The sequence below is a fragment of the Pseudomonas sp. BP8 genome (assembly GCF_017875955.1).
Taxonomy (GTDB): Bacteria; Pseudomonadota; Gammaproteobacteria; order Pseudomonadales; family Pseudomonadaceae; genus Aquipseudomonas.
The window spans coordinates 5,388,843-5,407,490 of the sequence record NZ_JAGINK010000001.1 but is presented as its reverse complement, the minus strand read 5'-3'; the positions used below and the strand labels follow the sequence as shown (position 1 = coordinate 5,407,490).

Below are 18,648 nucleotides of genomic sequence, written 5' to 3'. Positions count from 1 at the left end.
CATAGCCCTATCCGGCGACCTAAGGCCAGCCTTGAGCGGCGAGAGAAAAATGAAATTCGCGGTATCAAAAACCATTCGCCTTTAGTATGTTATAAAGTATCACTTAGCGCTTGAGGGCTTTTGCCATGAAACCTGATATCCATCCTGCCTATCGTCCGGTGCTGTTCCACGACACCGCGGCCGATGTGTATTTCCTGATCGGTTCGACGGTGGATACCGATCGTACCCAGCAGCACAGCGACGGGCAGAGCTATCCGTACGTGGCCTTGGATGTGTCGAGCGCCTCGCACCCGGTCTATACCGGTCAGCAACGCAAGACTACCGTCGAAGGGCGGGTGGCCGGGTTCAACAAGCGCTTTGCCGGATTTGCCGGAAAGACTGCGAACTAGGCGAGGGGCGCTGGGGCCGCTGCGCGAACAAACACAGCGCCAGTCTTGAGGCACGCGCGGACTCTGTGGGAGCGGCCTTGTGCCGCGAAATGAGGGCGCAGCCCTCACCGGCATTACCTCCAGATACGGATCCGTTCGCCCACTGCTACCCGCATTGGCATTGCGTGTGGTTGTAAGTCAGCTGGTGAGGGCTTCGCCCTCATTTCGCGACACAAGGCCGCTCCCACACAGACCGCGCCAGCGTGAGGTTTAGCGCAAGACAGTTCCACGGAAGCTGTGTATGTCTGCCGACTGGCGCGAAAGGCCTGCGGCCAGTCAGTTAAGGCTTGCCTCGGCACAGACGCTGCAGGGATCAGGTATTCTCATCCCTTTACGTGCCACGAGCGCTTCATGACGAAAACCATCCGCATCGCCGCCGCCCTTTTGATCGACCCCCAGGGCCGTACCCTGCTGGTACGCAAGCGCGGCACGCAAGCCTTCATGCAACCTGGCGGCAAGATTGACGCGGGTGAAACCCCGCAACAGGCGCTGGTGCGTGAGCTGGAAGAAGAACTGGGCCTGCAGCTTGACCCAAGCCAGGCTGAATACCTCGGCCAGTTCAGCGCGCCGGCGGCCAACGAGCCTGGCTTCGAAGTCCAGGCCGAGCTGTTTCGTATCGACACCGCCGCCGCCGTGGCGCCGGCCGCGGAGATCGAGGAAGTGCACTGGCTGGCGGCTGATCAAACAACCACCCTGCAACTGGCGCCGCTGACCCGCGACCTGATCCTGCCGCTCTACCGCGAGCTGCTCAACGCACCGCGCTGACCCCATCGAGGGTGGCGAATGAGGTGTCTTTGGCAGTGAGCAAGAAATCACGCATGTACGGTGCATCGAGCATGTCGGTGCGCACCGCCGCGTAGAGCGTGGCGAACAGGCCTTTCTCGCCCAGGCGCTTACCCTTGACGTAGCCGCGCGAACTGTACTCGTGCAGGGCCCAGTGCGGCATGCCGCACACGCCACGGCCGCTGGCCACCAGTTGCATCATCATCACGGTCAGCTCTGAAGTGCGCACTGCGGCAGGCTCGATGTCGGCCGGCTCCAGAAAGCGGGTAAAGATATCCAGCCGATCACGTTCCACCGGATAGGTGATCAGGGTCTGGTCGAGCAGGTCTTGCGGCACCATGTACGGCTTGCTGGCCAGCGCGTGCTGATTGGCCACCGCCAGCATCGCCTCGTAGGTGAACAGCGGCACATAGGTAATGCCAGACAGGTCGAGCGGATCGGAGGTCACCACCAGGTCGAGGTCGCCGCGGGCCAGTGCCGGCAGCGGGGCGAAGGCAAAGCCCGAGGCCAGGTCGAGCTCGACTTCCGGCCAGGCATCGCGAAACTGGTCGATGGTCGGCATCAGCCACTGGAAGCAGCTGTGGCATTCGATGGCCATGTGCAGGCGTCCGGCGGTTCCGCCTGCCAGGCGCGCAATGTCGCGCTCGGCGCTACGCAGCAGCGGCAGGGTGGCGTCGGCCAGTTGCAACAGGCGCAGGCCGGCGCTGGTGAAGCGGATCGGTTTGGTCTTGCGCACGAACAGCGACATGCCCAGGCGCTCTTCGAGTTCCTTGAACTGATGCGATAGCGCCGACTGGGTCAGGTGCAGGCGCTCGGCCGCTTCGACCAGGCTATCGGCCTCGCGCAGGGCATGAAGGGTTTTCAGGTGGCGGATTTCCAGCACAACGAACTCCGGGGGAGAAGCCAGGGGGATAACGACATGTAGTGAGTTTCGCTCATGTTGATCGCCGCTGTCGACCTGATCCTCACTGACCACTGGGCAGGGTTCATCAAACTGTCACCGAACTGTGGCAGCGCGCTTGAATGATTTTCATCAGACTCGCGCTCTACTGGGGATCTGCATTCTGGTGTTTCTGTCATGCGGGCTTTACTGCTTTTTTTCTGTTTGCTGTTCAACCTGCCGGGTGCCCTGGCGGGGCAACGCTGCGCCGCCGATGTGCCGGTGCAGCGAGCCGATCTGGGTGAGGTAAGCCTGGTTTACCAGAGCGTTGGCTCATCGACCGACCCGGCGCTGTTGCTGGTGATGGGGCTGGGCGGGCAACTCATCCATTGGCCGGATGACGTGGTCGAGGCGCTCTGCCGGCAAGGCTTTCGGGTGATTCGCTATGACAACCGCGATGTTGGCCTGTCGCGCTGGAAGCAGCTGCCGCCTTCGGCCAACCTCACCCTTGAGCTGTTGCGCTACAAGCTCGGCCTGTCGGTAGCGGCGCCCTATACCCTGACCGACATGGCCGGGGATGGCCTGCGCCTGATGGATGCGTTGCAGGTCGATCAGTTTCATGTGCTAGGGGTGAGCATGGGCGGCATGATCGCCCAGCACTTGGCGGCCATCGCGCCCGAGCGGGTGCGCAGCCTGACCTTGGTGATGTCCAGCTCGGGCGCCGCTGGGCTGCCTGCGCCGAGCCCGGCGCTGATTCAGTTGTTGGCGCGCAGAAGTGCGCCGAGCCGCGAGGTGGCGATCGAGCAACAGGCGGACTTGTTAGCCGCGCTGGGCAGCCCACAGGTACGTGATGAGCGTGCAGTATTGTTGCAGCAGGCGGCGCTGGCCTATGACCGAGCGTTCAATCCGGAAGGGGCCAAGCGGCAGATCATGGCGATTCTGGCCGAGCCCAGTCGAGTCGAGCTGTTGAATCAGTTGCGAGTGCCGACGCTGGTGGTGCATGGCACGGCCGATCCGTTGCTGCCGGTGATGCACGGGGTGCATCTGGCGGCGCATATCCAGGGCAGCCAGTTGCGGCTGATTCCGGGGTTGGCGCATCGCTTTCAGGAGCCGTTCAAGGCGCCGTTGCTGGGGGCGGTGTTGCCGTACCTGAAGTCGCATCGGGAAGACCTGACGCACTTGGCTCGGCTGTAGAGTGCCGGGGCCGCTGTGCGGCCCTTTCGCGACACAAGGCCGCTGCCACAGGGTCCGCGTCGGCCTTGAGGCATGTGATCTCAGTGCATGCGCACCCAAAGGCTCACCAGCACCGTCGCCGCCACCAGCCAGGCCACGGTGGCCAGCGCCAGCGACACTTCAAGGCGCATCCGGTCGACCAGCACATACAAGGTCGCCAGGTAGACGAAATACGGAATGATCGACCACATGCCGAACAGGATGGTGGTCTTCAGGTCTTCCAGCGAGCGTCCCTTGCCGACGATGTAGTGCGCGATCAGGGCAAAGGTCGGAAACAGCGGCACCAGCCCGGCAATGTAGTAATTGCGCGTTTTCGCCAGAATCGCCAGCAGTACCACCACGCCCGCTCCCAAGGCGGCTTTGAATAGCAGATCCACAATGTTCATCCAGGTTGAAGTCAGGGGTCAGCCGAGGCCGTATTTTTTCACTTTGTCGAACAGCGTGGTCTTGGCCATGCCCAACTCCAGACTGGCCTGGCTAAGGTTGCCGCCAGTGCGCTGCAGGGCGTCGCTGAGCAGGTTGCGCTCGAACGCTTCGACCGCCTCGGCAAAGCCCAGGCCCTGACTGGCACCGCTGCTACCGGACTTCTTGAACGCCGGCAGGCCGAGGGCATAACGCTCGGCGACGTTGCGCAGTTCGCGCACGTTGCCTGGCCAGTCATGGGACATCAAGCGCGACAGGGTCTGGCTGTCCAGTTCAGGCGCTTCGCGGTCGAAGCGCAGCGCTGATTGCTGGAGGAAGTGTTCGAACAGTTGCAGGATGTCTTCACGGCGCTCGCGCAGTGGCGGCAGCTCCAGAGTCACCACGTTCAGCCGGTAATACAGGTCGCTACGGAACTGGCCACTCTGGCCCATGGCATCCAGGTCGGACTTGGTGGCGGCGATCACCCGGCAATCGACCGGGATGCTCTGGTTCGAGCCCAGTCGTTCCAGGGTGCGTTCCTGCAACACCCGCAGCAGCTTGATCTGCAGGTTGAGCGGCATGCTTTCGACTTCGTCGAGGAACAGCGTGCCGCCGTTGGCGTGCTCGATCTTGCCGATGCGGCGTTTGCCCGCGCCGGTAAAGGCGTTGGCTTCATGGCCGAAGATCTCGCTCTCGAACAGGTTCTCGGGCAACCCGCCACAGTTGAGCGCAACGAACGGCTGAGCCTGGCGCCGACTGAAGTCGTGCAGGCAGCGGGCGACCAGCTCCTTGCCGGTGCCGGTCTCGCCTTCGATGAGGACGTTGGCCGAGGTGTCGGCAACATTGGCAATCAGCTCGCGCAAGTTGTGCATGGCCGGCGAGCGACCAATGATGCGCCCCTCCAGGGTGCTCTGGCCGGCCAGCTGGCGGCGCAGGGAAAACACTTCACGGGCCAGGCCGCGTTGCTCCAGCGCGCGCCGCACCACTTCGACCAGACGCTCTGGCGAGAAGGGTTTCTCCATGAAGTCGTAGGCGCCATTACGCATGGCGCCCACCGCCATGTCGATGTCGCCATGGCCGGTGATCAGCACCACCGGCAGGCTGCGGTCGCGGGCCTTGAGGCGGCTCAGCAACTCCAGCCCATCGATGCCCGGCAGGCGGATATCGCTGACCACGATACCGGCAAAGTCGTCGCCGATACGCTCCAGCGCCAGCTCGGCACTGCCGACCCCCTCGCAGGCGATGTCTTCCAGGGCCAGTGCCTGTTGGCAGCCGAGCAACACATGGGGGTCATCCTCGACAATCAGGACGGTTAAGGGTGCTTGGTTCATAGGTACCCTTTGCTCATGGCAGCTCTGCCGATTCGGTAGGGGTGTTGAGCAGCGGCAAGGCCAGGACGAAAGCAGTACCGCCGCTGGCAGGGTGCTCGACGTTCAACGAGCCCTTGGCCGCGGCGGCAAGACTCGCCGACAGGGTCAGGCCCAGGCCCAGGCCATGCTCGCCCGGTTTGGTGGTAAAGAAAGGTTCGAACAGGTGCTTGCGTGTTTCGACATCGATGCCGTGGCCATTGTCGCGTACGCGCAGGCGATACTTGTCGCCCAGCAGTTCGCCTTCGAGCCACAACTGTGGCTGCGGCTGGCTGGCCATGGCATCCAGAGCGTTGCCGATCAGGTTGACCAGAATCTGCTCCAGGCGGGTCTGGTCGATGGCCAGTTGCTGGTCGTCGTAGTGATTGTGCAACTGCAAATGGCAGCCGGCAATGCGATTGCCGAGTACCTGCAGGCTGGCCTCGACGGCCTTGGTCAACGAGGCCTGGCCGCCATCGTCGCCGCGGCGGGCGAACGAGCGCAGGCTGGCGGTGATGCGGCCCATGCGGTCGATCAGGTCGTTCATGGTGCGCAAGTTGGTGCTGGCGGTTTCCAGCGCGCCCCGCTCAAGGAAGCGCACGGTGTTGCCAGACAAGGTCCGCAGCGCCGCCAGCGGTTGGTTGAGCTCGTGGGCAATGCTGGTCGACATCTGGCCGATGGCCGCCAGCTTGCCGGCCTGGACCAGCTCATCCTGGGCATGGCGCAAGGTCTGTTCGGCGTGGCGCCGCTCGCGAATCTGGCCCTTGAGCCGTTCGTTGCTTGCGCGCAGGTCGGCGGTGCGCTCAGTGATCTTGCGCTCCAGGTGACTGTTGGCTTCTTCCAGGGCCTCACGGGCGGCCAGGCGCGTGGCGATCACCTTGCGCCGCTCGTTCCAGGCGATCGCCAGGATCGTCAGCAAGGCGAACGCCACGGCCACCAGCACGCCTTGCACCAGCGATTCACGGCGCAGGTCCTGCAGGGGGGTGAGCAGGGTGAAATGCCAGGGCGTGTCGGCCAACCGCCGGGTCTGCGCCAGGTAGGCGACTTCATGCGGCTTGCCTTGGGCGGTCTCGCTGTTGGCCGGGAAGGTCAGTTTCTCGACGCCATCTGCCAGGGTTTCGCGGGCCAGCGGCTGCAGCTCGTTAAGCGGCCACCAGTAGTACTGCAGGCTGCGCGCCAGGCGCTCCTTGGTTTGCGGGCTCAGCGCGCGGACCGCCTTGAGCCGTCGGGCCGGGTCACTGGAAAGGATGATGATGCCGTTCTCATCACTGACAAAGGCTTCCAGGCGGGCGCGTTGCCAGCGCTCCTCGAGTGTGTCGAGACGCACCTTGATGACCGCCACGCCGATGATCTTGCCGTGCTCCTCCAGGCCGTGGGCCAGGAAGTAACCGGCTTCGCCGGTGGTGCTGCCGATCCCGTAGAACCGCCCCGGCTCGCCGCGCACGGCATCCTGGAAGTAGGCACGGAACGACAGGTCTTCGCCAAGAAACGAATCGGCATCGCGCCAGTTGCTGGTGGCTTGTACCCGACCACTGGTATCGAGCACGAAGATCGCCCGGCTGCGGCTGCGTCGATTGAGGCCTTCGAGGTATTCATTGACGGTCTGCCGCGCGCCGCTATCGGAATCGGTCAGCAGCAGTGAGACGCTGTCTTCCAGTTCGAGCAGGCTCGGCAGGTAGGTGTATTTGCTGATTTCGCTTTCGACCGTACGCGCATGCAGCTCGAGCTGACGCTCGCCATTTTCGCTAAGGGTGCGGATACCGTTGCTATCGCTGATCAGATAGCCGATCAGGCCCAGGCCGACCATCAGCAGGATGATCAGGGGCGGCAGCAGCAATTGGCGGATCAGACGGGATTTCACGGCGGGTTTGGCAGGGCGCAGGAGCGAGGGGTCGCATTTCATCACAGTGGCCTTGTCACGACCAGCGTCCACTGTCCGGAGAGGGCCGGACAGTGGGCGCTGCGGCCGACTTAGTGTTGCAGGATCTTGCTGAGGAAGTGCTGGGTGCGCTGGTCGCGGGCGGTCTGATCGCCGAAGAATTCTTCCTTGGTGCAGTCTTCGATGATGTTGCCCTTGTCCATGAAGATGACCCGATTGGCGACCTTGCGAGCAAAGCCCATCTCGTGGGTCACGCACATCATGGTCATGCCTTCATGGGCCAGCTGGACCATCACATCGAGTACTTCGCTGACCATTTCCGGGTCGAGCGCCGAGGTCGGTTCGTCGAACAGCATGACGATCGGGTCCATCGACAGCGCGCGGGCGATGGCCACACGCTGCTGCTGGCCGCCGGAGAGCTGGCCCGGGTGCTTGTGCGCATGGGCCGACAGGCCGACGCGCTCAAGCAGCGCCAGGCCCTTCTTGGTGGCCTCTTCCTTGCTGCGGCCGAGCACCTTGATCTGCGCGATGGTCAGGTTCTCGGTGATGGTCAGGTGCGGGAACAGTTCGAAGTGCTGGAACACCATGCCGACCCGCGAACGCAGCTTGGGCAGGTTGGTCTTCGGGTCGGAGATCGACGTGCCGTCGACCACGATGTCGCCTTTCTGGAACGGTTCGAGGGCGTTGACGCACTTGATCAGGGTCGACTTGCCCGAGCCGGACGGCCCGCAGACCACGACCACTTCACCCTTTTTGACATCGGTGGTGCAGTCGGTGAGCACCTGGAAGTCGCCGTACCACTTGTTGACGTTCTTGATGGAAATCATACGGTGATCCTTTTTTGCAGGCGCTTGACCAGCCATGAAGCGGAGAAGCTGATGAGGAAGTACACGACACCGGCGAAGATCAGGAACTCGTGTGAGCGGCCGATGATATCGCCATTGGCGCGTGCCGAGTTAAGGAAGTCGACCAGGCCCACGGTGTAAACCAGCGACGTATCCTGGAACAGGATGATGCTCTGTTGCAGCAGCAACGGCGTCATCTTGCGAAACGCCTGCGGCAGGATGATCAGACGCATGGTCTGGCTGTAGTTCATGCCCAGTGCTTGGGCGGCGCCCATCTGGCCCTTGGAGATCGACTGCACGCCGGCCCGGACGATCTCGCAGAAGTAGGCCGCCTCGAACATCATGAAGGCCACTACGCACGAGGTGAAGGCACCCACCGGGGTGTCTTCGCCAGTGATCCAGCGCAGCACGAACGGCACCGCCAGGTAGAACCAGGTGATCACCAGCAGCAGCGGGATCGAGCGGAAGTAGTTGACGTAGGCACCGGCCAGCCGCGACAGCAGCTTGTTTGACGACAGCCGCATCAGGGCCAGGATGGTCCCCAGGGCGATACCGCCAATCACGCCCATGACCATCAGTTGCAAGGTCATCAGCATGCCGTTCCACAGGCCTGGCAGGGCTGGGATAATCCCGGAAAAGTCCATTTCCATCACTTACCTCCCACGGAGATCAGGCCTGGCACGGCGACTTTCTTCTCGACCATGCGCATCAGCAACATCAGCCCCATGTTCAGGGTGAAGTAGATCAGGGTGGCCAAGGTGAAGGCTTCGAACAGGTTGGCCGAGAATTCGGCAGTCTGCTTGGTCTGGGCCAGCAGCTCCATCAGGCCGATCAGCGAGGCTACCGAGGAGTTCTTGAAGACGTTGAGGAATTCAGAAGTAAGCGGCGGGATGATGATCCGGTAGGCCTGCGGCAGCAGCACGTTGTTGTAGATCTGCGCCAGGCTGAAGCCCATCGCACGGGCGGCGGCCTCCTGGCCACGCGGCAGCGCCTGGATACCGGTACGAACCTGTTCGCAGACGCGCGCCGCAGTGAACAGGCCGAGGCAGATGACCACGCTGATCAGTGCCGAAGTCGTTGGGTTGAGGTCTTGCTTGAACCATTCCTGCAAGCCCTCGGGCAGCAGGTCGGGCACCAGGAAGTACCAGATGAACAGCTGCACCAGCAGCGGCACATTGCGGAACAGCTCCACGTACGCGGTGGCGATGCCCGACACCAGGCGGTTCGGCACCGTGCGCATGACGCCCAGCAGCGAGCCCAGCAACAAGGCGATGATCCAGGCGGAGATGGCGATGGCGATGGTCCAGCCCAGACCGGTGATGTACCAGTCCAGGTAGGTTTCGCTACCGACGCCGGTGGACTTGAAGAACACGCCCCAGTCCCAGTTGTAATTCATCGGGATTTCCCCTCAGACGGTTGTTTCACGGGCACCTTCGAGCATCCAAGGGCGGCGAGCGCCCTCGGATGAAAGGTTAGACACTAACGAGTGGCCTGCAGGGTTAATTCATGCTCGTGATGAGCACCAGGCCACTATTTACCGATCAGGACTTCTTTTCGTCCGCAGCTTTGTCGGTTGGATTGGCGATCAGCGCCTTGAGCTCGTCGCTCATCGGGAACTTCAGATTCAGACCCTTAGGCGGGATTGGCTGAGAGAACCACTTGTCGTAGATCTTGTTGATCTCGCCCGACTTGTACAGCGCGACGATGGCGTCATCGACGGCCTTCTTGAAGGCCTCGTCACCCTTGCGCACCATGCAGCCGTAGATCTCGTAGGACTGCGGCGTACCGGTGATGGTCCAGTCAGCAGGCTTCTTGGCCTTGGCCATTTCACCGGCCAGCAGCGCGTCGTCCATCATGAAGGCGACGGCGCGGCCGCCTTCGAGCATGTTGAAGGCTTCACCGTGGTCCTTGGCGGAAATCACGTTCATCTTCATCTGCTTGTCGGCGTTCATCGCCTTGAGGATGCGCTCGGACGTAGTGCCAGCGGTGGTGACGACGTTTTTCCCAGCCAGATCCGGGAAGTCGTTGAAGGCCGGTTTACCGTCCTTGACCTTGGTCAGCAGGCGGGTACCGACTTCGAAGATGCCGACCGAGAAGCTGACCTGCTGCTGGCGCTCGACGTTGTTGGTGGTCGAGCCACATTCGACGTCGACGGTGCCGTTCTGCACCAGTGGAATGCGGGTCTGCGAGGTGACCAGGTTGTAGCGAGCATTGAGGTTCGGGACGTCAAGCTGCTTCTTCAGGTGTTCAACGATAGCCAGCTGGATGTCGTGGGAGTAGCCAACGGGTTTACCCGAGCCGTCGGCGAAGTAGGAAAACGGAATGGAGGAGTCGCGGTGCCCCAGGGTGATGGTGCCCGAATCCTTGATCTTCTTCAGGGTGCCGGTCAGCTCTTCAGCCATGGCCGGTGAAGCGATCACAGCGGCCGCGATGGCGGCGCCCAGCAATTGACGAACGATACGCATCAAATTTTCCTCGACATGTTTGTTTTTTTTATGGAGCCGTTGGCGGACTCTTTCGTTCAACGAATACCACATGAAGCGGTGAGCATTCGGGTTCAGAGTGTAGAGCATGAGTCGTGCCAAGCCCTGGCTTTGATCATAACGCCGCGAAAACGCTGGGGATTAATCTTTTTTGACGGTTGTATGGGGGATTGTGTCGTCCGGATTACCGGACGAATACGTAGAGGCCGTTCGGAAACCCGAATGAATGGTCGTATTCCCCTGTAAAAGTAACGCCCCTTTTCAGGGGCGTATGCCTGTTGGGCCGAATCAGGCGGCCTGGACCTGGCTACGGTTGGCCCGGGTCTGCTGCAGGTAATCGGCCAGCGCCTGCTGTTCGGTGGCAGTGGTGAACAGGCCGAGCTTGGTCCGGCGCCAGAGGATGTCCGCGCTGCTGGTCGCCCACTCGGTTGCGCAGAGGTAGTCGACCTCGCGCGTGAACAACCCGCCACCGATGGCCTGGCCGAGGTCCTGTGGCCCTTGCACGCCGTCGAGCAGGCGCCAGACACGGCTACCGTAGGTCACGGCCCAGCGCCGGGCGATATCCACCGGCAACCAGTCATGGCGCGCCAGCACGGCATCGGCCAGTGCAGATGCCGTGGTCATGTCTTCGCCGCCAGGCAATGCTGCGCTGGCGGTCCAGCTGCCACGCATCTGGGTGAAGAACGGCTTGAGTTCAGCCATGGCCGATTCGGCCAGCTTGCGGTAGGTGGTCAGCTTGCCACCAAACACCGACAGCAGCGGCGCCTGACCTTCACTGGCCGACAAAGCCAGGGTGTAGTCACGGGTCACCGCCGAAGGGTTGTCCGACTCGTCGTTGCACAGTGGGCGTACGCCGGAATAGGTGTGCAGGATGTCGGCACGGCTCAGCGTGTGATTGAAGTGCTGGTTGACCACGTTGAGCAGGTAATCGGTCTCCCCCTCGGTGATCGATACCTGGGCCGGGTCGCCCTGGTATTCGCGGTCGGTGGTGCCGATCAGGGTGAAGCGCTCCAGGTAGGGAATGGCGAAGACGATACGTTGGTCTTCGTTCTGCAGGATGTATGCATGCTCACCTTCGTACAGCCGCGGCACGATGATATGGCTGCCCTGGATCAGACGGATACCGTAGGGTGCGTCCAGCTTGAGATCATCCTTGATGAACTTCGCCACCCACGGGCCTGCGGCATTGACCAGCGCGCGGGCGCGGATGGTCTGCACGGCGCCGTCGCTGTGCTGGAGTTCGACCTGCCACAGATCTGCCACGCGTTCGGCACGCAGGCAGCGGGTGTGGGTAAGGATATCGGCGCCATTCTCGCGAGCGGCCATGGCATTGAGCACCACCAGGCGCGCATCGTCCACGGCGCAGTCGGCATATTCGAAGCCGCGGGTGATCTCAGGCTTGAGCGGGTTGCCCGGACCGAAGCGCAAGCTGCGCGAGGCTCCCAGGCGCTTGCGTTTGCCCAGGTGGTCATACAGGAACAGGCCAGCGCGGATCATCCAGGCCGGGCGCAGGTGTGGGCGATGCGGCAGCACGAAACGCATGGGCTTGACGATGTGTGGGGCCTTGGCCAGGAGTACTTCCCGCTCGGCCAGGGCTTCCCGCACCAGGCGGAATTCATAGTGCTCGAGGTAGCGCAGGCCACCGTGGATCAGCTTGCTGCTGGCCGAAGAAGTGTGTTGGGCCAGGTCGTCCTTTTCGCACAGGAACACCTTCAGCCCACGCCCGGCAGCGTCAGCGGCAATACCTGCACCATTGATACCGCCGCCGATCACAACGAGATCGTAACAGTCGGCGAGGGCGGGCTGGGGCGAAACGGGCTGGGACACGGGCAAGGCCTCCTGAAGGCTGTTCATATCGAATATGAACATCGATGTTCGTTTCCGAAAATACTAGCGCAACAGAACCGCTATCACCAGTCAGTATTGATAGAAATAACTGATCGGATGGCACACAAGTGAACATTTGTGAACATTTTCAGCAGTAAGGCGCGGGATGACCCCGCGCGCTGTGTCACACCACTTCGAGGCGGACCTTGTGCTCAGTGAGCAGCTGGTTCAGTTCAGGCGAAGGGGCGAGGTCCGTCACCAGGCAGTCGACCAGATTGATCGAGCCGAGGCGGACCATGGCGTTGCGGCCATACTTGCTTGAGTCGGCGGCAAGGATGACCTGGCGTGCGTTGGCGATGATCGCCTGGGAGACGCGCACTTCCTGGTAGTCGAAGTCGAGCAGGCTGCCGTCTTCATCGATACCGCTGATGCCGACCAGGGCGAAGTCGACCTTGAACTGGTTGATGAAGTCGACGCTGGCCTGGCCGACCACGCCGCCGTCACGGCGCACCGTACCGCCGGCCACCAACACCTCGAAATCATCCTTGGCACTGAGGATCGAGGCCACGTGCAGGTTGTTGGTGATGACCTTGAGGTGGTTGTGGTTGAGCAGGGCGCGGGCAATGGATTCGGTGGTGGTACCGATATTGATGAACACCGAGGCGTGATCGGGAATCTGCCGGGCCACGCCTTCGGCGATGCGTTGCTTCTCGTCGCGCATCTGATCGGCGCGCATGGCGTAGGCGGTGTTTTCGATGCTTGAGTCGTAGGCCGCGCCGCCATGGTAACGGCGTAGCAGATTGCTCTCGGCGAGCTGGTTGATGTCGCGGCGGATGGTTTGCGGGGTGACGACAAACAACTGCGCCATTTCTTCGATACTGACGTAGCCGCGTTCGCGCACCAGCTCGAGGATTTGTTGTTGGCGGGGGGGCAGATTCATGGGCGGTCCTTTGGGGCTGCCGGACAAATGCTGCAATGATGCCGTAGGAAGGGGATGACGGCCAGTGGCGAGGCGAATCAATGCCGGCCTCTTCGCGGGGCAAGCCCGCTCCTACAGGATCTGCGATCGACCGGTAGGAGCGGGCTTGTCTCGCGAAGAGGCCGGCAGCCTCAGCGCATCAATTTACGCCTCGTGATCTTCCCAGTCACGGGTACGCTCGACGGCCTTTTTCCAGCCGGCATACAACTTCTCTTTGTGCGTCTCATCCAGCTGTGGGCTGAACTCGCGCTCGATGATCGCCTTGTTGCGCAACTCGTCCAGGCTGCTCCAGAAACCGCAGGCCAGGCCCGCCAGGTAGGCTGCGCCGAGCGCCGTGGTTTCACGCATTTTCGGCCGTTCGACGCAGGTGCCGAGGATGTCGGCCTGGAACTGCATCAGGAAGTTGTTGGCTACCGCTCCGCCGTCCACTCGCAGCTCGGTCAGGCGCTGGCCGCAGTCTTGCTGCATGGCGTCGAGCACGTCGCGGGTTTGGTAGGCGATCGACTCGAGTGCTGCACGAATGATGTGATCGACCTTGACCCCGCGGGTCAGGCCGAACAGTGCACCGCGTGCGTAGGGGTCCCAGTACGGTGCGCCCAGGCCGGTAAAGGCGGGCACCAGGTAGACACCATTGCTGTCTTTGACCTTGCTGGCGAAGTATTCGGTGTCGAGCGCGTCGTTGACGATCTTCAATTCGTCACGCAGCCATTGCACGGTCGAGCCGCCGTTGAACACAGCCCCTTCCAGGGCGTAGGCCACTTCACCGCGTGGGCCGCAGGCGATGGTGGTGAGCAGGCCGTGGGAAGAGGTCACCGCCTTGTCGCCGGTGTTCATCAGCAGGAAGCAGCCGGTGCCGTAGGTGTTCTTGGCCTGGCCGGGTTCGACGCACATCTGGCCGAACAGTGCCGATTGCTGGTCGCCGGCGATACCGGCAATGGCGATACCGCTCTTGGTATGGCCATAGACTTCCGACGACGAGCGCACCTGCGGCAGCATCTGGCGTGGCACGCCAAGCAGCTTCAGTAGCTTTTCGTCCCACTCCAGGGTATGAATGTTGAACATCAAGGTGCGCGAGGCGTTGGTGTAGTCGGTGACGTGCACCTTGCCGCCGGAAAACTTCCAGATCAGCCAGGTATCGACGGTGCCGAACAGCAGCTCGCCGCGCTCGGCACGCTCGCGCAGGCCTTCGACGTTATCCAGGATCCACTTGAGCTTGGTACCGGAGAAATACGGGTCGGTGACCAGCCCGGTAGTCTCGCGGATGTAGCTCTCGTGGCCGTCACGCTTGAGCTGCGCGCAGATCTCGGTGCTCCGCCGGCATTGCCAGACAACGGCGTTGTACACCGGGCGACCGGTTTCCTTGTCCCACACCACCGTGGTCTCACGCTGGTTGGTAATGCCGATGGCAGCCACCTGGGCGTGGCTGATGCCGGCCTGGGCCAACGCCTCGACCATGGTCGCGCTCTGCGTGGCGAAGATTTCCATCGGGTCGTGCTCGACCCAGCCGGCCTGCGGGTAGTGCTGGGCGAATTCGCGCTGGGAGGTACCTACCACATTCGCATCACGGTCGAAAATGATCGCTCGCGAACTGGTGGTGCCCTGGTCCAGGGCGATGATGTAGTTCTTGTCCTGGGTATCTGTCATGTCGGTGGCCTTGCACAAAATAGGGGGAGGTCAGGGCTGGCCGGGCGCTTGGCCCGGCATCGGGGTCAGCCAGCCGATTCAGGAAACCTGAGCATCGCTCTGAGGATTATCGTCTGTTTGCAGGTTCGCCGTGTTCGCCATTGGCAGGTTACGTGCGATCAGGCCGCGATAGACCGCTGCACCCAGGCAGGCGCCAACGATCGGGGCAAAGATTGGCACCAGGAAGTACGGAATGTCCCGGCCACCGGTAAACGCAACTTCGCCCCAGCCGGCCAGGAAGGTCATCAGCTTGGGGCCGAAATCACGTGCAGGGTTCATTGCAAAGCCGGTAAGCGGGCCCATCGCGCTGCCGATCACGGCGATCAGCAGGCCGATCAGCAGCGGCGCCATGGCACCGCGCGGCAGGCCATTGTTGTCGTCGGTCAGGGCCATGATCACCGCCATGAGGATGGCGGTGATGACCAGCTCGACCAGAAACGCCTGGCCGATCGACAGGGCCGGGTGCGGATAGGTGGAAAATACTGACGCCAGTTCGAGGCTTTCCTGGGTGCCGCGGAGCATCGCGTGGGCCTGTTCGAAATCGAAGAACAGGTTGCTGTACAAGGTGTAGACCAGCGCTGCGCCGCAGAACGCGCCACACACTTGGGCCAGGATGTAGAACGGCAGCTTGCGCTTGTCGAAGCCGGCGAACAGGCTCAGGGCGATGCTCACGGCCGGGTTGAGGTGCGCACCGGAGACGCCGGCAGTCAGGTAGATCGCCATGCTTACGCCGACCCCCCAGATGATGCTGATTTCCCACAGCCCGAAGCTTGCGCCCGCGACCTTGAGGGCTGCAACGCAGCCTGTGCCGAAGAAAATAAGCAGAGCAGTGCCGAGAAACTCGGCCAGGCATTGGCCCCAAAGCGTGGGTTCGCGTAATGCAGTCGTCATGTATGACCTCGGTTCTTGTTGTTGTGAGGCGCAGGGCGCTCGACAGCAAGGCCCAGGATCGATCCCCATTGATCCCGGGCAGATAAGCGAAAGCGCACGTTAAAGGTGCACCATTTATTCAGAAACGAAAAAATATAGGCAAGAAACGCTCATGTCAAAGGTCGAAAGTGAACGCTCGGCCATAATCTGACCCGCAACGCCAACTTTGACTACTTGGACAGCTTGCTGCGTTCTGGCAGCAGGCTGGCTGGCGCGGGGCTTTTGACCTAAAGTAGCCGCCGACACCGTCCTTGCTCGGAGCTCCGCATGACCCCCGCTCTGGATCTATTGAAAAAGATGCGCGCGATTCACCGCGTGCACAGCTACGAACACGACCCGAAGTCGGCTTCCTATGGTCTGGAAGCGGCCGAGAAGCTTGGACTTGAGCCGATGCAGGTGTTCAAGACGTTGCTGGCCAGTAGTGAGAAAGGCGAGTTGCTGGTGGCCGTGGTGCCGGTAATCGGCACCTTGGACCTGAAGGCGCTGGCCCATGCGGCGGGGGTCAAGAAATGCGAGATGGCCGACCCGGCGGCAGCGCAGCGAGCCACGGGATATCTGCTCGGGGGGATCAGCCCATTGGGGCAGAAGAAGCGCCTGCGCACGTTTATCGATCAGTCAGCGCAACAGTTCGAAACGATTCATGTGAGTGCCGGGCGGCGAGGACTGGAGGTGGAGCTGGCGGCGGCGGTGTTGGCGGAGCATACCCAAGGCAAATTTGCCGAGATCGGGCGGGGCTAGTTCGAGTGCTGGGGCCGCTGCGCGACCCTTTCGCGACACGAGGCCGCTCCCACAGGTACCGCGCTGTCTCTGTGGGAGCGGCCTTGTGTCGCGAAAGGGCTGCGCAGCAGCCCCGGCAATCTATCAGGTCGCCGAGCTGTAGCGGCGAACCCCATTCTCCTGCCGCGGCAGTTGCGCCGCGACACTGCCTGGCACTGCGAACAGCACCAGGTGATCGGCTTTTACCGCAATGCCCACATCCTGGCCGACCTGATGGTCGATGTGACTGGTGAAGATCGCCTCGAGCTGGCTACCGGTGGCCAACTGCAGGCGGTACAGGGTGGAAGCACCGAGGAAACTCTTGCCGACAATCGTCGCACGCAACGCGCTGTCCGGCGTATGGACGATGTCGTCCGGGCGCAACAGTACGTCTACCGCACTGCCAGGCGCCATCAAGTAGGCGCGATTGCCACACAGTTCACCCAGCTCGGTGTTGACCGCTTCATGGCTGATCATCTGCCCACGGATGAAGTAGCCCTGGCCGATGAAACTCGCAACAAACGGCGTCTGCGGCTCATGGTAGAGGTTGTAGGGCGTGTCCCACTGCTCCAGCCGGCCTTCCTTGAACACCCCGACGTGGTCGCTGACGGCGAAGGCCTCTTCCTGGTCATGAGTGACCAGGATGGCACTGGTGCCGCGGCTCTTGAGGATGTCGCGGACCTCGTGACTCAGGCGTCGGCGCAGCTCTACGTCGAGGTTGGAGAATGGCTCGTCGAGCAGTAACAGCTGCGGCTCCGGGGCCAGCGCGCGAGCCAGGGCCACGCGTTGCTGCTGGCCACCTGACAGCTCGTGCGGGTAGCGCCCGCCCAGGCCGCCGAGCTTGACCAGTTCGAGCATCTCGGCAACCACTTCAGCCTGTGCCGGGTGCTTGCTGATGCCGAAGGCAATGTTCTGCGCGACGGTCAGGTGGGGGAACAGCGCGTAGTCCTGGAACACCATGCCGATCCGGCGCTTTTCCGGTGACAGCGTGAAGCCCGCACGGGAAATGACCTCTCCAGCCAGCTGGATCTCGCCCTCATGCACCGGTTCGAAACCGGCAATGGCGCGCAGGGTGGTGGTCTTGCCGCAACCCGAAGACCCCAGCAGGCAACCGATGTCGCCTGCATTGAGGTGCAGATTGAGGTTCTGGACGATGCGCGTATCACCATAGCCACAGGCCAGGTTGCGCAGGTTGAGCAATAGCGGTTGACTCATGCGTGGTGGTAAGCCGGTTCGACAAGGAATTCGAGGAGGGCCTTTTGCGCATGCAGGCGGTTTTCAGCTTGGTCCCAGGCGACCGAACGAGGGTCGTCGAGCAGGTCCAGGCTGATTTCCTCGCCACGGTGGGCGGGCAGGCAGTGCATGAACAGGGCGTCGGGTGCCGCCAGGTCGAGCAGTTCGCGGGTGACCTGATAAGGCGCGAAATGCGCCAGGCGCCGTGCAGTTTCCTCCTCTTGCCCCATGGAAGTCCAGACGTCAGTGCTGACCAGGTGGGCGCCGGCAATGGCTTGCTTGGGGTCGCGCACGATCTGCACACGGTCGCCAGCCAAGGCCAGGAAGCGTGGATCGGGCTCGTAGCCTTCCGGGCAGGCGATGCGCAGCTGGAAGTCGAACTGCTGGGCTGCCTCGATGTAGGAGTTGCACATGTTGTAGCCGTCGCCGATCCAGGCCACTGTCTTGCCCTGGATCGAGCCGCGGTGCTCGAGGAACGTCTGCATGTCGGCGAGCAACTGGCACGGGTGCGACTCGTCGGACAGGCCGTTGATCACCGGTACCCGCGAATGGGCGGCGAACTCGGTGAGGATGCTGTGGTGATGGGTACGGATCATCACCGCATCGAGCATGCGCGACATGACGATGGCGCTGTCTGCAATCGGCTCGCCCCGGCCCAGTTGGGTGTCGCGCGGCGAGAGGAAGATAGCCTGGCCGCCGAGCTGGATCATGCCCGCCTCGAACGACAAGCGGGTACGGGTCGAGGATTTTTCGAAAATCATCCCGAGTACGCGGTTCTTCAGCGGCTCGAACAGCACGCCGCGACTACGCAGGTCCTTCAGCTCGATGCCACGACGGATCACGCCGAGCAATTCGTCAGCAGTGAAGTCCATCAGGGAGAGAAAGTGCCTAGCGCTCATGATTGATACCTTATCTGCAACGGTTTGCAGGTCGTCCGTAGGGTTTTATTGACAACGGGAGT

General features: G+C 62.2%; 18 protein-coding genes. 4 read left to right on the top strand and 14 right to left on the bottom strand.

The features are described 5' to 3' along the window. The first annotated feature begins 125 nt into the window (after positions 1-125). Positions 126-389, top strand: coding sequence for a type B 50S ribosomal protein L31 (locus J3B00_RS23660; RefSeq protein WP_209872831.1), 264 nt, complete (start codon positions 126-128; stop codon positions 387-389). Positions 390-779: 390 nt separating this feature from the next. Next, positions 780-1,193: an NUDIX domain-containing protein gene (locus J3B00_RS23655; RefSeq protein ID WP_209872827.1), complete on the top strand. Its 414-nt coding sequence runs from the start codon at positions 780-782 to the stop codon at positions 1,191-1,193. Here the strand turns inward: J3B00_RS23655 and metR are convergent. Further along, positions 1,177-2,094, bottom strand: coding sequence for a transcriptional regulator MetR (gene metR, locus J3B00_RS23650; protein ID WP_209872824.1), 918 nt, complete (start codon positions 2,092-2,094; stop codon positions 1,177-1,179). The genes J3B00_RS23655 and metR overlap by 17 nt on opposite strands. A 195-nt stretch (positions 2,095-2,289) precedes the next feature. Here metR and J3B00_RS23645 point away from each other — a divergent pair, with 195 nt between their 5' ends. After that, on the top strand, positions 2,290-3,285 hold the full coding sequence (locus J3B00_RS23645) for an alpha/beta hydrolase (RefSeq protein ID WP_209872821.1): 996 nt from the start codon (positions 2,290-2,292) through the stop codon (positions 3,283-3,285). A gap of 80 nt (positions 3,286-3,365) precedes the next feature. Here J3B00_RS23645 and J3B00_RS23640 read toward each other — a convergent pair whose 3' ends face one another. The 11 genes from J3B00_RS23640 to J3B00_RS23590 form a co-directional block, all read right to left on the bottom strand. Next, positions 3,366-3,710 carry a GlpM family protein gene (locus tag J3B00_RS23640; protein WP_209872818.1) on the bottom strand — a complete coding sequence of 115 codons (345 nt, stop codon included), beginning with the start codon at positions 3,708-3,710 and terminating at the stop codon, positions 3,366-3,368. 18 nt (positions 3,711-3,728) lie between these two features. Continuing rightward, the gene (locus J3B00_RS23635; protein ID WP_209872815.1) at positions 3,729-5,057 is read right to left on the bottom strand and encodes a sigma-54 dependent transcriptional regulator; all 1,329 of its coding nucleotides are present in this window, start codon (positions 5,055-5,057) and stop codon (positions 3,729-3,731) included. 13 nt (positions 5,058-5,070) lie between these two features. Then, on the bottom strand, positions 5,071-6,975 hold the full coding sequence (locus J3B00_RS23630; RefSeq protein WP_209872812.1) for an ATP-binding protein: 1,905 nt from the start codon (positions 6,973-6,975) through the stop codon (positions 5,071-5,073). Between the two features lie 68 nt (positions 6,976-7,043). Next, positions 7,044-7,778 carry an amino acid ABC transporter ATP-binding protein gene (locus J3B00_RS23625; RefSeq protein WP_119138855.1) on the bottom strand — a complete coding sequence of 245 codons (735 nt, stop codon included), beginning with the start codon at positions 7,776-7,778 and terminating at the stop codon, positions 7,044-7,046. Continuing rightward, a complete protein-coding gene (locus J3B00_RS23620; RefSeq protein WP_209872809.1) occupies positions 7,775-8,446 on the bottom strand; it encodes an ABC transporter permease subunit in 672 nt (223 codons plus the stop codon). Before J3B00_RS23620 ends, J3B00_RS23625 begins: the two co-directional genes overlap by 4 nt. Further along, positions 8,446-9,192 carry an amino acid ABC transporter permease gene (locus J3B00_RS23615; RefSeq protein WP_209872806.1) on the bottom strand — a complete coding sequence of 249 codons (747 nt, stop codon included), beginning with the start codon at positions 9,190-9,192 and terminating at the stop codon, positions 8,446-8,448. The genes J3B00_RS23620 and J3B00_RS23615 overlap by 1 nt, the downstream gene beginning before the upstream one ends. A 145-nt stretch (positions 9,193-9,337) precedes the next feature. Beyond that, a complete protein-coding gene (locus J3B00_RS23610; protein WP_209872803.1) occupies positions 9,338-10,261 on the bottom strand; it encodes a glutamate/aspartate ABC transporter substrate-binding protein in 924 nt (307 codons plus the stop codon). Positions 10,262-10,567: 306 nt separating this feature from the next. Continuing rightward, positions 10,568-12,106: a glycerol-3-phosphate dehydrogenase gene (glpD, locus tag J3B00_RS23605; protein ID WP_181088791.1), complete on the bottom strand. Its 1,539-nt coding sequence runs from the start codon at positions 12,104-12,106 to the stop codon at positions 10,568-10,570. 184 nt (positions 12,107-12,290) lie between these two features. Continuing rightward, on the bottom strand, positions 12,291-13,046 hold the full coding sequence (locus J3B00_RS23600) for a DeoR/GlpR family transcriptional regulator (protein ID WP_209872800.1): 756 nt from the start codon (positions 13,044-13,046) through the stop codon (positions 12,291-12,293). Positions 13,047-13,229: 183 nt separating this feature from the next. Further along, complete coding sequence (gene glpK, locus J3B00_RS23595; RefSeq protein WP_209872796.1) at positions 13,230-14,729, bottom strand: glycerol kinase GlpK; 1,500 nt, start codon at positions 14,727-14,729, stop codon at positions 13,230-13,232. A 78-nt stretch (positions 14,730-14,807) separates the two neighbouring features. After that, a complete protein-coding gene (locus J3B00_RS23590; protein ID WP_209872792.1) occupies positions 14,808-15,659 on the bottom strand; it encodes an MIP/aquaporin family protein in 852 nt (283 codons plus the stop codon). 306 nt (positions 15,660-15,965) lie between these two features. Between J3B00_RS23590 and ybaK the strand changes: the two genes are divergently transcribed. Next, a complete protein-coding gene (gene ybaK / locus J3B00_RS23585; protein ID WP_209872789.1) occupies positions 15,966-16,436 on the top strand; it encodes a Cys-tRNA(Pro) deacylase in 471 nt (156 codons plus the stop codon). Positions 16,437-16,559: 123 nt separating this feature from the next. Here ybaK and J3B00_RS23580 read toward each other — a convergent pair whose 3' ends face one another. After that, positions 16,560-17,669 carry an ABC transporter ATP-binding protein gene (locus J3B00_RS23580; RefSeq protein ID WP_209872786.1) on the bottom strand — a complete coding sequence of 370 codons (1,110 nt, stop codon included), beginning with the start codon at positions 17,667-17,669 and terminating at the stop codon, positions 16,560-16,562. Beyond that, positions 17,666-18,586, bottom strand: a complete 921-nt coding sequence (argF, locus tag J3B00_RS23575; protein ID WP_209872783.1) for an ornithine carbamoyltransferase — start codon at positions 18,584-18,586, stop codon at positions 17,666-17,668. Before argF ends, J3B00_RS23580 begins: the two co-directional genes overlap by 4 nt. Positions 18,587-18,648 lie beyond the last annotated feature (62 nt).

What these genes read in the sequence shown, in the direction of transcription:
- J3B00_RS23660 (WP_209872831.1), top strand. Translation starts at nt 126, where the DNA reads ATGAAACCTGATATCCATCCTGCCTATCGTCCGGTGCTGTTCCACGAC.
- J3B00_RS23655 (WP_209872827.1), top strand. Translation starts at nt 780, where the DNA reads ATGACGAAAACCATCCGCATCGCCGCCGCCCTTTTGATCGACCCCCAG.
- J3B00_RS23645 (WP_209872821.1), top strand. Translation starts at nt 2,290, where the DNA reads ATGCGGGCTTTACTGCTTTTTTTCTGTTTGCTGTTCAACCTGCCGGGT.
- J3B00_RS23640 (WP_209872818.1), bottom strand. Translation starts at nt 3,710, where the DNA reads ATGAACATTGTGGATCTGCTATTCAAAGCCGCCTTGGGAGCGGGCGTG.
- J3B00_RS23635 (WP_209872815.1), bottom strand. Translation starts at nt 5,057, where the DNA reads ATGAACCAAGCACCCTTAACCGTCCTGATTGTCGAGGATGACCCCCAT.
- J3B00_RS23630 (WP_209872812.1), bottom strand. Translation starts at nt 6,975, where the DNA reads ATGAAATGCGACCCCTCGCTCCTGCGCCCTGCCAAACCCGCCGTGAAA.
- J3B00_RS23625 (WP_119138855.1), bottom strand. Translation starts at nt 7,778, where the DNA reads ATGATTTCCATCAAGAACGTCAACAAGTGGTACGGCGACTTCCAGGTG.
- J3B00_RS23620 (WP_209872809.1), bottom strand. Translation starts at nt 8,446, where the DNA reads ATGGAAATGGACTTTTCCGGGATTATCCCAGCCCTGCCAGGCCTGTGG.
- J3B00_RS23615 (WP_209872806.1), bottom strand. Translation starts at nt 9,192, where the DNA reads ATGAATTACAACTGGGACTGGGGCGTGTTCTTCAAGTCCACCGGCGTC.
- J3B00_RS23610 (WP_209872803.1), bottom strand. Translation starts at nt 10,261, where the DNA reads ATGCGTATCGTTCGTCAATTGCTGGGCGCCGCCATCGCGGCCGCTGTG.
- J3B00_RS23600 (WP_209872800.1), bottom strand. Translation starts at nt 13,046, where the DNA reads ATGAATCTGCCCCCCCGCCAACAACAAATCCTCGAGCTGGTGCGCGAA.
- glpK (WP_209872796.1), bottom strand. Translation starts at nt 14,729, where the DNA reads ATGACAGATACCCAGGACAAGAACTACATCATCGCCCTGGACCAGGGC.
- J3B00_RS23590 (WP_209872792.1), bottom strand. Translation starts at nt 15,659, where the DNA reads ATGACGACTGCATTACGCGAACCCACGCTTTGGGGCCAATGCCTGGCC.
- ybaK (WP_209872789.1), top strand. Translation starts at nt 15,966, where the DNA reads ATGACCCCCGCTCTGGATCTATTGAAAAAGATGCGCGCGATTCACCGC.
- J3B00_RS23580 (WP_209872786.1), bottom strand. Translation starts at nt 17,669, where the DNA reads ATGAGTCAACCGCTATTGCTCAACCTGCGCAACCTGGCCTGTGGCTAT.
- argF (WP_209872783.1), bottom strand. Translation starts at nt 18,586, where the DNA reads ATGAGCGCTAGGCACTTTCTCTCCCTGATGGACTTCACTGCTGACGAA.